Genomic DNA, 14,173 nt, shown 5'->3' on the forward strand with positions numbered 1-14,173 from the left:
GGCAGTGGTGTTATTTATCGTCGTCGTCGAAAGGGTCGCCATCGGTGGTGATGCCGGGCTGGCTGCTTTGACCGTTGCGCGTGCGCGAGTTGTTGCGGTTAGGACTGGTGAACAGGTTACGGAAGAACTCCCTGAACGAATCAAAATCGCGCTGATACACCACACCCAAACCATTCACATACTGTGGCCGATAATTACCGAAGGTGGTAAGCGTGGTACTGTTGAGCGTACGGTACGAGTAACGCAAACGCAGCTGACCATCCTGACGGATCAGGTACTCGGCGTTAAAATCCTTGGTATAACTGCCCGAATCGGTATTGAATAGGTTGGACGAGTTGCTGCGGAACAGGTCATTGGTACCATTAGGGTTGTAGATACTACCGTTAAGCACCACGCGATCTTTAAATAAACGTACGGCCACGCTGGCATCGCTCGGGCTCCGGATGTTAAGGTCCAAACTTTTAAAGTTGGTGGACTGCGCTATGTAACTGTTCAGTTTATTAAAGAAGAACTCGCTCACCGCCGTGCTGGCCGTGGCCATTACCTGTCGGTTGATATTAGAGCCCGTACCCGGCGCGAACTGACGACGTACGATCAAGCTTAAGGCTTGCTGGTTACGGTTGTTCACATCACTTAGGTAGGTGGTCAACTCATCTTTGATCGATGGGTTAAGTGGGAAGTTAAAGTCGAAGCTGATCACCGGCTGGGTAAGGGTATGGGTAAGGTTCAGTTGAGCTTGTACCAACTCCTGCCGTGGCTGTGCCGATTGGAAACCCGCCGCCGCATACAGGTCACTGATGTTGGCCCGAAGCTCATAAGTGGCCTTTAAGTTGATCTCGGCATTGGCCGGGTTACCCGTCCAGCGAATGGTACCGCCCTGGTTCACCTGGAAGTTCTTGCTGATGAAATCCTTGGCGGTGAACTCGAACTTACCCGACGAGATCAGGAAGTCACCCTTCATGTCGAAGTCACCTAAGCTGTTGATGGCCAGCTTAAGACCGTTGGCCGTACCGCGGCCTTCCAGCAAACCCAGATCGGTGGTGATACGCACAACGGTCTTTTCATCGGCCGATAGGTCAAAATTCAGCGTAACGCCTTTAAAAGCATTGCTGTTGCTGATCACCTTGGTAGAGTCCTTATGGCTTACAAAACGGATGAAATCGTAATCGCTGGCCGTGTACGAGGTATTAAGTGGTATGTTGAATATGGTACCATCCTGCGTTTTGGCCTTAATGTCGATCTTCATATCGTCTACCGGTCCGCTAAAGCTGAAATCGCCGCTGCCAAAGGCCGTACCGTAGTACAGGCGGTTATCCTTAAAGGTGGTGTTGAGCGCCATCAGGTTGGTGGCCCTTACCTTAATGTCCAGCAGTGGGTTGGCAAAATCGCTCAGGTCGATCTTACCGTTGGCCACGCCCTTACCGCTGCGGCCATCGCTGATCTGCATGTTATCGATCTTGATCACGCTGTTGGTCACGCTCAGCTTATCATTGATAGTGTAAGGGACCTTCAGGTAATCTACCGTTACGCCGGTGTTGGCCAGGGTAAGCGTACCGTTGAGCTTAGGGTTCGATGGTGGCCCGGTCAACCGCAGGTCTGAGGAGATAGTACCCTTCAAATTGGATACCAGCGAACTTACGAATGGCTCGAAGATTACGGCCTCCGTCTGGTCCATGCGAACATCAAAATCGAGACTGGCCTCATTGTCCTTATCGCCCAGGTTGTACACCCCTGCAATGTTCATGGTCTCCAGCGCACGGTTCAATATGTTAAGCTTCACCTCGGCACGGTTGCGTTCTACATCAAGGTTCGATACCAGTTTAACATCGCCCACACGGGTCTTGTTCATCGATAACGAATCGATGCGCAGATCGGCCTCCGCCCCCGGCACTTTCAATACCGACGACAGCTTGACATCGCCATTCAAATGCCCGCCGAGCGTAACGCCCGCCGCCTTGGTGAGCTGGTTGAGCGTGGCCATGCTGAAGCTCTTGAAACTGACCTTCAATATATCCTCCGGACTGTCTGATATCAACCCATCAATGTGTACTTCCTGTATGCCGTTGCTGAGTTCGAAACCTTCTATACGCGTTTTTCCATCCAGCAAGCGGATACGTACCTGATCGGTGAGGCGCCAAGGCTGGCGCTCCAGTACCACGTCAGATGGGAGCAGCGTAAGCTTGGCGGTGGTATCGCGCCCAAAGGCCACCAGGCCGTAAAGGTCCAACTGGTTGGCGGCGTTCTTGTCAGACAGCTTAACGTTGAAGTTCAGGCTATCATTCCGCAAAAAGTTGGTGATGTTGATATCCTTTATGAACAAGCTATCGGTAATATCGATCTTACTTAATGATACGTTGGCGGTCAGTAGGCTGTCGGTGGTGTTCTCGTCCAGGATCAGATCATGCAGTACCATTTTATTGTACTTGATGGTACGGATCAAACCGCTTACCGATGCCGTATGTGTTGCCGTGTTAAATCGACTCACGATGGTACCCCCGTCAGGGATCTTTACCGCAGGTGCGAATAGCAGCAGGATGGGGTCAAGGTTCTTGAGGTCGATGCGGAGGTCGAAATCCTGTTTGCCGGGCGATGCGATCTGGGCGTTCAACGACGGTATATACTTTTTGGCCACCCCCTTGTAATACGAGGGAAGCGAGGCCAGGTCAATGGTGCCTTTCAAGTGCCCGTTGGCCATGTCGGATGCCAGGTCGATCACACGGTCCTTACCCGTGCCTGATGCTTTTACGCTGATGCTATCGATCACAAAGTTCTCGCGCGGGGTGGATATGCGGGTAGGGCTTAGGGTAATAAAGCCCTGAAGGTTGTTCAGGTCGTTACCGTGAAAGTTGGTTCTCAGATCGGTGCTCAGGGTAATGGTATCCTTCATCAGCCTGAGCTTGTTCAGCTTGGCATCACGTAAAGATGCCGTGAAATTATACTGCGGAAGCTTAGGATTCAGGTTAACGCTGCCATTAAGCTTGAGCTTAAAGTTGCGATCACTGATGCTGATCTTCCCCTTGGCGATCTGTTGTTTAAAGCCCACCACACCGTTAATGTTCTGGTACTGGTAGCCATTGTAATCAATATAAGCGATCCGGGCATCAACGCCAACGTTAAGGTTCTTCAATTCGTCGCCGCGGCCATCAACCTTAGCTTTTAGTGTGGTGCGGCCGAGCGTTCGATCATCCAACAAGGTGGCCAGGTCAAAGTTGGTGGTAGCTACCGTGCCCTTGTAGGCCGGTACGCCCTTGGCATCAAAACTCAGGCGCAGGTCAGGGTCTACACGGCCCAATGCGGTCTTGAAGGCGCCCCGTACCTTGAAGTTATTTTGGGTGCCGTTAAGCTGACCCTTGAAATTGATATTGCCCAGCTTGGCAAAAAAGTCGGGCATGCGCTGGCCGGGTGTGCCGGTAAAATGACTGTATAGGTAATCGAGGTCCTTTTTGTTGGAGGCCAGCTGATCAAAATCAAGCGATAGGTAAGTGTTGTCCCAGTCGGGCAATCCTTTCAGGTCAAAATCGCCACGCAGGTAGGTGCCTTGTGCTGCCGTAACGGTGAGGCCACGCGCTTTAATGTTGTTCACCATGCCGGTGGCACGCCCATCTATTCCCAATTCAAAATTGATATTCTCTAACGAGGAGGTAAAATACCCAATATCGGCCGATGACAGATGCGAGCTTTTGATCCGGGCATCCATGGTCACTTTATTCTCAAAGTCGCTGAAGTCGCCGAACGACTTGAACCGCATGCGGAAGTAATCCTTCAGATGCGAATTAGGTGTCACCAGGCGCATGTTCTGCACCACGATCTGGTTGGTATCTACAGTGGTGTTAGCCGTTAGCTCTTTAACAATGAAGCCGCTTCGCTTTTCGTTCAGGGACAGTTGCTTGACGTTGCCTTTAAAGAGGTGGTCCTTCAGGTTCATCCCGGTAACCTTTACGCTAAAGTTGGTCACGTCCAGATCATCAAAGTTCACCACGCCCGGGGTAGCGGTACGCACCAGGTCGTTCTTGTAAATGAAATGGAAATTCTTGATCGTGATCAGCCCGAAGTCCAGCTTCCAGGGCTTGCTCACTTTGGTGGTATCCTTGGGGCCGTTAAAATAATCGATAATGAACGCCAGGTTGGTGGTGCTGTCCTTGTACTGTTTGAGGTGGAAGCTGCCGTTATCGAGCTGTATGCGGTCGAAATTCAGTTCGCGCCTTTTGATGCTGTTGAATATGGAAAAACCTTTTAACTCTACCTCCAGCAATGGCGTGCGCAGCAGCGTGTCCTTCTGTTTATCCAACACATACAGGTCCTGCAATACTACCGACGAGAAAGGTTTAATGTAAAGGCTCTTGATATCTACCTTGGTATGCAGCTCATCAGAAAGGTACTTGGTGGCCTTACGGGCGGCCCAGGTCTGCACGGGCTTGTACTGAAAAAGTATTAACACTACACTGACGAAGAGCAGCACAATGAGTACCAGTATAAGCGCTATTTTGAGTATTTTTTTAATAATTTTGCTGCTTTAAAGATCAGTTACACAGTGCCCATAATATTAGCTATCGAATCGTCGTGCGATGAGACCTCGGCCGCCATTTGTGCCGATGGTGTTATGCTGAGCAACGTTATTGCCAACCAGACCATTCATGAGGCCTATGGCGGCGTTGTTCCTGAGCTTGCCTCAAGGGTGCATCAGCAAAATATCATCCCGGCCGTACAACAAGCGATATTTAACGCAAAAGTAAGCAAAAATGATATTGATGCAGTAGCATTTACACGTGGTCCGGGCCTTTTAGGTTCACTGCTGGTGGGGGTGTCATTTGCCAAGGCCTTTGCTTTGGGGCAACACATCCCGCTCATCGAGGTGAATCATATGCAGGCCCATATCCTGGCGCACTTTATCGATACTCCTAAACCAACATTCCCCTTCTTATGTTTGACCGTTTCGGGCGGGCATACACAAATAGTACTGGTAAAGGATCACTTTGATATGGAGGTGATCGGCCAAACGCAGGATGATGCCGCCGGCGAGGCCATGGACAAGACCAGCAAGATACTGGGACTGCCTTATCCTGGCGGACCGCTGATCGATAAGTACGCGCGCCAGGGCAACCCCAACGCGTACCAGTTCCCCGAACCACAGATACCAGGCTACAACTTTAGCTTTAGTGGGTTAAAGACCTCGATCCTGTATTTTATTCAGCGTAACCAGGCACAGGAGCCCAATTTTATTCAGAACCACCTGGCCGACATTTGCGCATCGGTAGAGCACCGCATCGTTACCATCTTACTCAACAAGCTGCAAAAAGCAGCGCTTGATCTGGGCATCAAGGACGTAGCTTTAGCGGGTGGCGTATCGGCTAATACGGGTTTGCGCCAGGGCTTACAGGCTTTAGGCCAAAAACATGGCTGGAACACCTTTATCCCCCAAATGCAGTACTGTACCGATAATGCCGCTATGATTGCCATTGCCGGCCATTATAAATACCTAAAAGGCGAATTTACCGATCAGCATGTGGCACCACTGGCCCGCATGCCCTTTTAATTAATCTCTCGAACCATACCCATGAGCATTCCTTCATTGATATTCTGGCTGATATTTGTAGTACCACTGGTAGGCCTGCTGATCTATATCATGCGTCAGGACCGCCGCAAAGGCATCACCGGCCTGATCGTATTAGGCCTTACCGTAGTGATCGCCATTGTATATATGTACGTGAGAACGGGAGGGAAGTAAAGAGCTCCACAGCCCCACCCAAACCCTCCCCGGGAGGGAGGGCTTCAGGACGCTTTGCTGATGTTGTTGTGGTGCGACCTTCCTTGATTTAATGATGGTGCGGTGATAACACCGACCAAAGGCTGAACGAGCCTTATTCTGCCAGTAAATCCACCCAGGTCATCGCGAGGAGGGAAGCGTCCCGGTCTATTTTACTGCTCATATAAGCTCGCTGATATGGCTTCAATTTCGTAGCTTGGCAACATGCACAAACCTTTCACCTTATTGATCATCCTGTGGTATATTTGGGTCCAGCCATCAAATGCCCAATCGGTCAAGCCCGCCTTTAAAGAACTTATTTATGCAAGTTATACTACCAGCGGTGCTGGTAAAGCTGTGCATGTCACGATTAGAGACGTTACGAAGATAGACGCTTTAGGGAACGCGCATGTCAGGTCCGTTTATTACAATGGTGTAGCCGATACCACTTATCGATTGAAAGAAAGCAAGCTTAAAGAATTGAATGCCATATTTAACGGTAAGCAACCACTTGCACACTATGTTGTACGAACCAAAATGGAGCCTGGAATGCACTTTGGCGGCACTTATGATTACATCCACTACACTGACCTTGACGGAAAACAGCAAGAGATCACCTTGGCCAGTCCGTTAATGTCTGACGACTTCAACAAAGCACTTGACTATTTGGTGATAGGCCCGAGCAAGGCCGATCAAAAAGTGAGGTCCATCAAAGATCCTGCCTTAGCTGCGGCCATACTCAACTCAGAGAAAAGGACCAAAGATCTGCCTCCGATCGAACAACCACCTCCAGGCATGTGATGCCGGGGGAGGCTAAGTAGCCCATTTTGATGGTCAGTGATAACATCGACCATAGGCTGAATATGTTATTTTTGAGTTTTACAGGTTATAATCATGAAGTACGAACTTGAAAAAACTCTATGGACTGGTGCAGACTATGAGCAGATGGGGTGGCATGACGCAAGGGTACATGGCATATCTTTCGGTAAGAACTACCAACTCCTATTAGACATTGACTATATTTTCGAGTGGGTGCATCCTAAGGAAGGCGAAACTTTTTTCAAGTTCTGGATAGCTCCGTGTACCTTGATCTTTGAGAACGTTTATAAGTTAGCATTCGACTTAGAATTGAGTGTTCCGTCTGAAATGTACATTGACGGGATCGTAAGAAGCAAAGAAAGCCTAACGCCGAATGGAGTGCTTATAGAATATGATTGGCAAATTGACTTTGATGGTGGAGGAATAACTTTTAATGGAACAGATTTTAATCAACATGTACGCTGTCCACCTCAACTGACCGAAGTTCAAGAGTTAGATATAATAAGCAGAGGTGGTGTCTCTTTTAGTACAGTGTATTCATCACAAAGTTAGCTCCCCTCCGCTGCTATCGCAAGGCTCAGCCTCATGAGTTATCATGCCGATCACAAAAGCTGGGTACTGTTGACAACTGGCCAAAAGCGCATTAAGTGTATCAATCAAAGTTACCATCGTGCATCCCCTCTTGAGAGGGGTTAGGAGTGTGTTTAGACGCTTTGCGATATGTATGATCATACCTCATCCATCACTTTTGCCCATAGCACCCGCTCTGAAAAGGGGAACGCAGACCCTTTCCAGCCCTGTCTCATAGCGCGCAATTTTAAATGATCGGTAGTTATTTTGTTCGTTATCAATAACTTGGCAGGGTTGTCCTGCTACCGCAAAGCTCCGCCTTATGCGTGCATCATATATACTGCATAGACTTAGATATTCTAAGACCACCAATTCCCTGCCCTTATGGTATCCGGTAAGCCTGGCGACCTCACGTTCCTTGACCGTGATCGTTCATGCTGTCAGGAGATCTTACAGGGTGCTTCGTCATCTCAACATACTTTCGGTGTTATAATTTCCAAACATGCTGAAAGGCAGTATATAATACCTACATTTAAAAACCTTCACCACACGATCATCTCACTTAGGCATTACCAGCTCACTGATCGGTAATATTTAAGCTTAACGCTAAAACCCATCAGTCGAGATCCTTTGTATGCGAAACAACTTCGTTAAGTTTTACCGCGTTCTGCATCATGATACCACCGTTACCGAGGTACCGGCCCATGATCTGAAAGTCACATCTTTACGGGTGAACGAAAAAGGTTTACCCCTTCATCATGAGCCGGAGAGGCTTGTCAATGAGGTGTATGCTCAATATTCACTATTGCCCGTTGCAGAGCGCTTTTATGGTTACACCAGTAAGGTAAAAGCGATGGAGAAGGCCAAGCAGGGCGCGCTGGCCTACATTAACGGTATGCTGGCCGAGATAGAGGGCGGTATAACGCGCCTTAAGGCCTACCGATCGGCTCATTATGACGACCTGAACACTACGCTTTTAGATGCTAACATACGTAAGCTGGAAAAAGAGATCAATTTAAAATAGACCACCATGAGCAAAGGAAAGAACGCACCCAAGAACATCAAAAAGGCGCCAAGCACCGAAGGCAAGAAAGCTCCGTCAGATTATCAGTCTGGCAAGACCAAAGTATCAACCGATCTAACCACTAAAAAGAAATAACCATGAAAGGTAGCAATGTGATCATGCAGGCCAAGATCTATTTATATGATCTGAACAACTGCGCCCTCGAGAACGGATTTACCAGCAGCGACGGCTGGGAACTGAACCGTGTTACGGTAGAGGAAAAGATGGAACTGGAGCGGAAGTACCAGAACACTGTATCGCACAAGATACTGCCAGAACTATTGGCCGAATTTTTCACATTGGTGAAAGAGCAATTGATGGCCGCCCAAAAGATGTTAACGCCAAAGCAGGCAGAAGTGGCCATGATCCCCAACAACGAACAACGTTACCTGGTGGCTTTTAACCCGAACCGACTTAAGCGGTAATACGAGTATGCTTTAGTGAAGGATGACGCCATCCGGTCAGGTCGACAGCCGACCAGCCTTGGATAGCTGTGCTTTTTTTGTTGGAATAGGATGGTGAATGCCCAAACCACTCCATAAGAAAATAGCTGTTACAGGTGTTACACTGGTGTAACAAAATTCCCCAACTTTCCCCACTTTTCGTCATTATGAAATTCATAAAAACCTAACTTTTTCCAGAAAAAGCATACAAAAAGCCGAAATGTAACACCTGATGTAACACTATTTCATTCAAATGTAACAACTGGTAAATGCCTCTCGACGTGGCGAAAGGTCCAAAAGATCTGCAAATTCTGAATAATTGCGAATTTGATAATGCTCCGGCCTCTAACAAAAAAGAGGGCTTAAGGCCCTCTTTGTATATTCTATTCGTGATACTGTTAGTGGTTCTTTAAGATGCTGTGCTCCATCTTGTCGCGCTTGGTGCGCAGGTAAGCCTCGTTGTGAGGGTTGGGAGCGATCTCGATAGGCACGGTCTCGGTCACTTCGAGGCCATAACCGATCAGTCCGGCGCGTTTTTTAGGGTTATTGCTCATCAGGCGCATCTTAGTGATGCCGAGGTCGCGTATGATCTGGGCACCGATGCCATAATCGCGCTGGTCCATCTTGAACCCTAATTGAATGTTAGCCTCAACAGTGTCCAAACCGCTTTCTTGAAGCTGGTAAGCCTTTAATTTATTGATCAATCCAATGCCACGGCCTTCCTGGTTCATATAAATGATCACGCCTTTACCTTCCTCACTTACCTTTTGCATGGCCTTATGTAACTGCGGACCACAATCGCACCGGCACGAGCCAAATATATCGCCCGTAACGCACGAGCTGTGTACGCGTACCAATACCGCCTCGTCAGGTTCCCATGAGCCTTTAATGAGTGCTAAATGGTGTTCCCCGGTATCTTTTTGTGTGTAGGCGATCATTTCAAAGTCACCCCATTCGGTCGGCATCTTTACGGCCACCTCACGCTCGATCAGCGAGCCGGTATGTAAGCGGTAAGCGATCAGGTCCTGTATCGAAATGATCTTCATCCCGAACTCCTTGGCCATCTCCAACAGTTCTGGTAGGCGGGCCATCTCGCCATCTTCTTTCATGATCTCGCAGATCACACCGGCAGGCTCCAGTCCGGCCATTACGGGCAGGTCTATGGCGGCCTCGGTATGACCGGCACGGCGCAACACGCCACCATCTTTAGCAATAAGTGGGAACACGTGACCCGGGCGGCCAAGGTCTGATGGTTTAGTAGCTGGGTCGATGAGTGCCAAAGTGGTCTTTGAACGATCAGATGCCGATATACCCGTTGTGCAGCCATGGCCCAAAAGGTCAACAGAAACCGTAAAGCTGGTCTCGAGAGTGGCGGTGTTCTGGTTCACCATAGGGTCCAGTTCCAATTCGCGGGCGCGCTGACGCGTGATGGGTGCACAGATCAAACCTCTGCCAAAACGGGCCATGAAGTTGATCGCCTCGGGCGTGGCAAAGCGGGCGGCCACTAAAAAGTCGCCTTCGTTCTCACGGTCCTCATCATCAACTACAATGATGATCTTGCCGGCTTTTATATCTTCAATGGCTTCGGGTATGGTATTAAGCATGATGAATGTTCAAGTTATATTACTACAATGATGAGTGATCGTTGTAGATAACATCGTATAAGCAAATGTATGGCATAAAGGTAGTAAACGCGTCGGCTAAATGTAAGATCAGCTTTGCACCGGCGTGGCGGCCTTGCGCTTGAATACCTTGTTGAAAAAGCGTTTGTAAGCCTCCGCATCGAACAGCACCGAATCGTTAGCGGCCTTGTATGACAGGAACACACCGATCGGCGTCAGGATAAAGATAGCCATCCACATACCCACGAACGGACTCAGGTTGCCTTCTTTCACTGATTTTTCGCCAATGGTGGCGATGATATAATACAAAAGAAAGAAGATCACCGATACCACCAAAGGTAGCCCTAAACCACCCTTACGGATAATAGCACCCAGCGGCGCACCGATCAGGAATAACGCTAAACAGGCGGCCGAAAGCGTGAATTTCTTTTGATACTCGATCGAGTAACGGCGCACGTTCTTGGATTCTTCAAGGTAGCGGTCGGCCATGGTCTTGAGCGAGTTCTGCACCGATTGTGCCTCACTGTATGCGGTGGATAAGGCCCGGTCAAGTTCGTCGGGTTTGAGCGCCTTATCTTTCTTAACATCAGTAGGCTTGAGGTCCTTGCCGGGTTTCACCGGGACGATATAGTATTTAAGGTATGGCGTCAGGATATTGAGGTTGGCCGCCGAGGCATTGTTCACGGCCTTGATCACCGAGTCCTGCGAAAGCGTGAGCTGCTTCAGGTTCATCATCTGAATGGTATTACGCCATTCGTTGGCATCGGTACGCTTCATGGTGAATTCCGACATGTCGAACTTTTGCTCAGTGGAAGCGAAGCGTTGCCTGGTGAATTGCTGGCGCGCGTTGTAGCCGTTCTTACCGGGCTGCTCGTTATAGCGTATACCTTGCTTGAGTTTAAGCACCAGGTACTTATCGTCAGGCGTGCGGTACATGATCCCTTCCTTGGCAAATAACACGCTGATGTTGCTGTTCTGCTCGTTACGCTGGTAGATCATGATGCCATGAAGGGTTTGGCCGTCTGGGTCTTTCTTCTGCACGCGTATAGAATACCCCTGGCTTTGAAAGCTATTATTGAAAACGCCCTCGGTGATCAGGAAAGCCGTTTTTTGCTGCCTTACATCATACAACAACGAGTAATATTTGAAGTTGGCTATCGGCAGCATATAATCAGAAAAGATGAACGCGCCGATACTAAGCAGCGTCACCACGATCATCATCGGGTACATGGCCCGACTTAAGGATATACCTGCCGATTTGATGGCCACCAGCTCATAGTTCTCGCCCAGGCTACCATAGGTCATGATGGAGGATAGCAGTACAGAGAGAGGTAGTGCCATGGCCACATTGGTCATGGAGGCATACATCATCAATTCGAGTATGATGTACCACTGGAAACCTTTACCGATCAGGTCGTCGATGTATTTGAATAGAAATAGCATCAACAACACGAACATTACGATGAAAAAGGTTACAACGAATGGCCTGATGAACGACTTGAAAATTAAAAGATGTATCTTTTTCACTAACGCAAAGTTACACAATGTACCCGTTCAACCCAACAGGTGCAAAGCTGGCATGAACTCAACGCAGGTCAAGGTCAGTTTAGTATGATCAGGCATTGTCCTGCACGGATAGGTTAAGCACCCAGCACGCCTACCAGGTAGTCGATCTGGTTATCCCAAATGAGTTTACGTTCGGCAATGGCATCTTCGGTGGCAAAGTCGGTGATGCTGAGGGCAACATCATTGGTCAACTCGTCCTGCACGATCTCCATCTCAAAATAACACTGAGGCTCATCGTCAAGCCACTTAAAACGCACGAACTTGTTCTCTTTCATGCCCAGCAAACGGGCTTTTTGTTCCTCGTCGTCCCAAGTAAAGGTGTAGATCTGATCGCGGAAACTTACTTTATCGGCAAACCACTGTGTGAGGCCGTTAGCCTCGCTTAAAAAACTGAACAGGATACGCGGAGACGAGCGGATCTCGTACTCCAGATTGAACTTCTTCTTATCGGACATAAATGATTTACAGGTGGTTTTGCCTCGTTCGCAGCAAATGTTAACATTTTTTCTAAAGAAAGGTAAATAATCCTATATTTGCAAACCTTTTTGGGACGCCTGTCAAAGCAGGCATAACATCAAGGGATAGTACATTCTTATACGGCGGGGTAGCTCAGATGGTTAGAGCGTAGGATTCATGATTCCGCTTTGTTTGTGCTAAAATGGTTTGAAATGGGCGGATCAGCCCTTTTTTTATGCCTTAAAAATCGAAAAGGCACCACAAGACCACATGTTGATACAGCCGAACTATTAACAAACCGTTAACAAAATGCGACCTTTGAAACAGGGGTGTGGGAAGAAATTTCAACTCAAAAACGTTTTCAAATGGCAACCGCAAAAATCGTGACCTGGGGCCGTAAAGACAAGCACGGCCAGTTTCCTATCGGTACCAAAGTTTCTCAAAATGGTGTTCCCGCTTATCTGTTCGAGGGCAATTCTGTCGCATCACGCGAGATGTGGGATGTATCCAAACAGCAGATCAAAAAGGCGAATCTTCATGCCGCGCGTTTGACAAATTTTCTTACTAAGCGACTCTCTGAGATCAACGGCAAGATCGAGGTGCCTATGATCGTGCCTGAGCAGGCTGGAGATACATGGTCTATGGACTTTATGTGTGATGTGCTGGTAAACAAAAGAAGAGCGTGATCTTTTATTTGTTCTAAAACATTGATCAGGATCTCTCCGCTTAGGATCGCTTGCATAACCGATGATCAGGAGTTATTAAGCGAATATTCAACATAATTCTTACGAACAGGGCAGGATGGTGTAGGTTCACTACCGTCGTCTATGCGGACCGGCGTGACCGGATCTTATGCGCGATCACTATGTGATATCGGAGCGTGCTGTACACCGCGCCTATTGCCAGACAAACAATAGCCAAGATCAAGACCTTATTGTGGTAATAGCTATATCCCACCCCGCCGACGATACAGCCTAAAAAGAAAAAGACGATAATGGAGAGCCGCAAGATCACCGATGTGATCAGTTGCTTACGCACAACTGACCTGCTATAAAATAGCAATTGGGATATATCGATCCCGAGATCGGTGAATAACCCGGTAAGGTGGGTGGTCCTCACCACTGCGTTCGAGATCCGTGTAACCATTGCATTTTGAAGCCCCATGGCGAACAGCAAGATACAAGCTGTAGCCGTAGCTGCCTGGTGAATTGTATCAAAACCGGGAAAAGCGATCGTGGAAAGCAACAGGATCTCTGCGAACACCGGAATGGTTTGGGCATGGCGCGGAGCAAGGCGGTATCCGGTCTCCAAAATAGTATTCGAGACAAAAGCCCCTGCCAAATAACAAAGAATGTAGGTCAAAAAGACCCAGGCACCGGAGAAGTTCCGCCTGAGTATATTATCAGCAAAGTAAGCAAAGTGTCCGGTAACGTTCGTTGTAAGGACCGTAACTGCTAAAAACCCCATCACGTTAACGATGCCTGCCACAAAAGACAGCAAGGATGCGAGCTGGAGGTTGTGGATAGCCTGTCTGTTTTTGCCCTTATGCCTGAACATAGTTCAAAAATAAAGCAAATGTGATCAATGATGCAATAAACAGATCCGTTCCGCAAGGCAACGACCACCTGAATAAGCTGTTTTAATTTATGGTTTACGACGTGAAATGATTGGAAAGTGTCCGTGATCTCCGCAACAGCATGCCCCTGGCAACAGTGGCCATTTACACAATTAAGCTAAATACGACTTTAAAAGAATATACTGGGTTTTAGCGCATGATCCGTAACCTAAGTTGCTCATAGTATCTCGGCTGTTTCCATGAGGACCCAGGCAACATCTATGTAACGTCCTGACACGCAGAACAAAGCAAGAAATGAAAAAAAAGATTATTAAA

At 48.3% G+C, this 14,173-nt stretch carries 13 protein-coding genes; 8 read left to right on the forward strand and 5 right to left on the reverse strand.

Annotated features, from left to right (window positions below; all coding sequences use genetic code 11):
* Window positions 1-10: 10 nt before the first annotated feature.
* Window positions 11-4,438, reverse strand: coding sequence for a translocation/assembly module TamB domain-containing protein (locus LLH06_RS03620; protein WP_228171901.1), 4,428 nt, complete (start codon window positions 4,436-4,438; stop codon window positions 11-13).
* 93 nt (window positions 4,439-4,531) lie between these two features.
* Between LLH06_RS03620 and tsaD the strand changes: the two genes are divergently transcribed.
* The 7 genes from tsaD (at window position 4,532) to LLH06_RS03650 (ending at window position 8,620) form a co-directional block, all read left to right on the forward strand.
* Window positions 4,532-5,533 (forward strand): tRNA (adenosine(37)-N6)-threonylcarbamoyltransferase complex transferase subunit TsaD, encoded by a 1,002-nt coding sequence (gene tsaD / locus LLH06_RS03625; protein WP_228171902.1) that lies wholly within the window; start codon window positions 4,532-4,534, stop codon window positions 5,531-5,533.
* Between the two features lie 21 nt (window positions 5,534-5,554).
* Window positions 5,555-5,725, forward strand: a complete 171-nt coding sequence (locus tag LLH06_RS03630; RefSeq protein WP_228171903.1) for a hypothetical protein — start codon at window positions 5,555-5,557, stop codon at window positions 5,723-5,725.
* Between the two features lie 243 nt (window positions 5,726-5,968).
* Complete coding sequence (locus LLH06_RS03635) at window positions 5,969-6,544, forward strand: hypothetical protein (protein WP_228171904.1); 576 nt, start codon at window positions 5,969-5,971, stop codon at window positions 6,542-6,544.
* Between the two features lie 93 nt (window positions 6,545-6,637).
* A complete protein-coding gene (locus LLH06_RS03640) occupies window positions 6,638-7,114 on the forward strand; it encodes a hypothetical protein (RefSeq protein WP_228171905.1) in 477 nt (158 codons plus the stop codon).
* Between the two features lie 652 nt (window positions 7,115-7,766).
* The gene (locus tag LLH06_RS03645; RefSeq protein ID WP_228171906.1) at window positions 7,767-8,156 is read left to right on the forward strand and encodes a hypothetical protein; all 390 of its coding nucleotides are present in this window, start codon (window positions 7,767-7,769) and stop codon (window positions 8,154-8,156) included.
* Window positions 8,157-8,162: 6 nt separating this feature from the next.
* Entirely contained in the window at window positions 8,163-8,291 is a 129-nt protein-coding gene (locus LLH06_RS20675; protein ID WP_262909356.1) for a hypothetical protein, read from the forward strand.
* Between the two features lie 2 nt (window positions 8,292-8,293).
* Window positions 8,294-8,620, forward strand: a complete 327-nt coding sequence (locus tag LLH06_RS03650; RefSeq protein WP_228171907.1) for a hypothetical protein — start codon at window positions 8,294-8,296, stop codon at window positions 8,618-8,620.
* Window positions 8,621-9,036: 416 nt separating this feature from the next.
* Here LLH06_RS03650 and LLH06_RS03655 read toward each other — a convergent pair whose 3' ends face one another.
* From LLH06_RS03655 to LLH06_RS03665, 3 genes are all read right to left on the reverse strand, one after another.
* Window positions 9,037-10,242, reverse strand: a complete 1,206-nt coding sequence (locus LLH06_RS03655; RefSeq protein WP_228171908.1) for a bifunctional 3,4-dihydroxy-2-butanone-4-phosphate synthase/GTP cyclohydrolase II — start codon at window positions 10,240-10,242, stop codon at window positions 9,037-9,039.
* Window positions 10,243-10,350: 108 nt separating this feature from the next.
* Window positions 10,351-11,787 carry an LptF/LptG family permease gene (locus LLH06_RS03660; RefSeq protein WP_228171909.1) on the reverse strand — a complete coding sequence of 479 codons (1,437 nt, stop codon included), beginning with the start codon at window positions 11,785-11,787 and terminating at the stop codon, window positions 10,351-10,353.
* Window positions 11,788-11,900: 113 nt separating this feature from the next.
* The gene (locus tag LLH06_RS03665; RefSeq protein ID WP_228171910.1) at window positions 11,901-12,281 is read right to left on the reverse strand and encodes an START-like domain-containing protein; all 381 of its coding nucleotides are present in this window, start codon (window positions 12,279-12,281) and stop codon (window positions 11,901-11,903) included.
* A gap of 366 nt (window positions 12,282-12,647) precedes the next feature.
* On the opposite strand from LLH06_RS03665, the gene LLH06_RS03670 reads away from it, so the two are divergent.
* Entirely contained in the window at window positions 12,648-12,968 is a 321-nt protein-coding gene (locus LLH06_RS03670; RefSeq protein WP_228171911.1) for a hypothetical protein, read from the forward strand.
* A gap of 139 nt (window positions 12,969-13,107) precedes the next feature.
* On the opposite strand, the gene LLH06_RS03675 is transcribed toward LLH06_RS03670, so the two are convergent.
* Window positions 13,108-13,839, reverse strand: a complete 732-nt coding sequence (locus LLH06_RS03675) for a YoaK family protein (protein ID WP_228171912.1) — start codon at window positions 13,837-13,839, stop codon at window positions 13,108-13,110.
* Between the last annotated feature and the right edge of the window lie 334 nt (window positions 13,840-14,173).

Origin of the sequence: Mucilaginibacter daejeonensis (genome assembly GCF_020783335.1) — a bacterium.
Lineage (GTDB): Bacteria > Bacteroidota > Bacteroidia > Sphingobacteriales > Sphingobacteriaceae > Mucilaginibacter > Mucilaginibacter daejeonensis.

Bases quoted from the DNA above. Each gene is read 5' to 3' on its own strand.
- LLH06_RS03675 (WP_228171912.1), bottom strand. From the start codon at position 13,839: ATGTTCAGGCATAAGGGCAAAAACAGACAGGCTATCCACAACCTCCAG.
- LLH06_RS20675 (WP_262909356.1), top strand. From the start codon at position 8,163: ATGAGCAAAGGAAAGAACGCACCCAAGAACATCAAAAAGGCGCCAAGC.
- LLH06_RS03665 (WP_228171910.1), bottom strand. From the start codon at position 12,281: ATGTCCGATAAGAAGAAGTTCAATCTGGAGTACGAGATCCGCTCGTCT.
- LLH06_RS03670 (WP_228171911.1), top strand. From the start codon at position 12,648: ATGGCAACCGCAAAAATCGTGACCTGGGGCCGTAAAGACAAGCACGGC.
- LLH06_RS03645 (WP_228171906.1), top strand. From the start codon at position 7,767: ATGCGAAACAACTTCGTTAAGTTTTACCGCGTTCTGCATCATGATACC.
- LLH06_RS03635 (WP_228171904.1), top strand. From the start codon at position 5,969: ATGCACAAACCTTTCACCTTATTGATCATCCTGTGGTATATTTGGGTC.
- LLH06_RS03655 (WP_228171908.1), bottom strand. From the start codon at position 10,242: ATGCTTAATACCATACCCGAAGCCATTGAAGATATAAAAGCCGGCAAG.
- LLH06_RS03630 (WP_228171903.1), top strand. From the start codon at position 5,555: ATGAGCATTCCTTCATTGATATTCTGGCTGATATTTGTAGTACCACTG.
- LLH06_RS03640 (WP_228171905.1), top strand. From the start codon at position 6,638: ATGAAGTACGAACTTGAAAAAACTCTATGGACTGGTGCAGACTATGAG.
- LLH06_RS03650 (WP_228171907.1), top strand. From the start codon at position 8,294: ATGAAAGGTAGCAATGTGATCATGCAGGCCAAGATCTATTTATATGAT.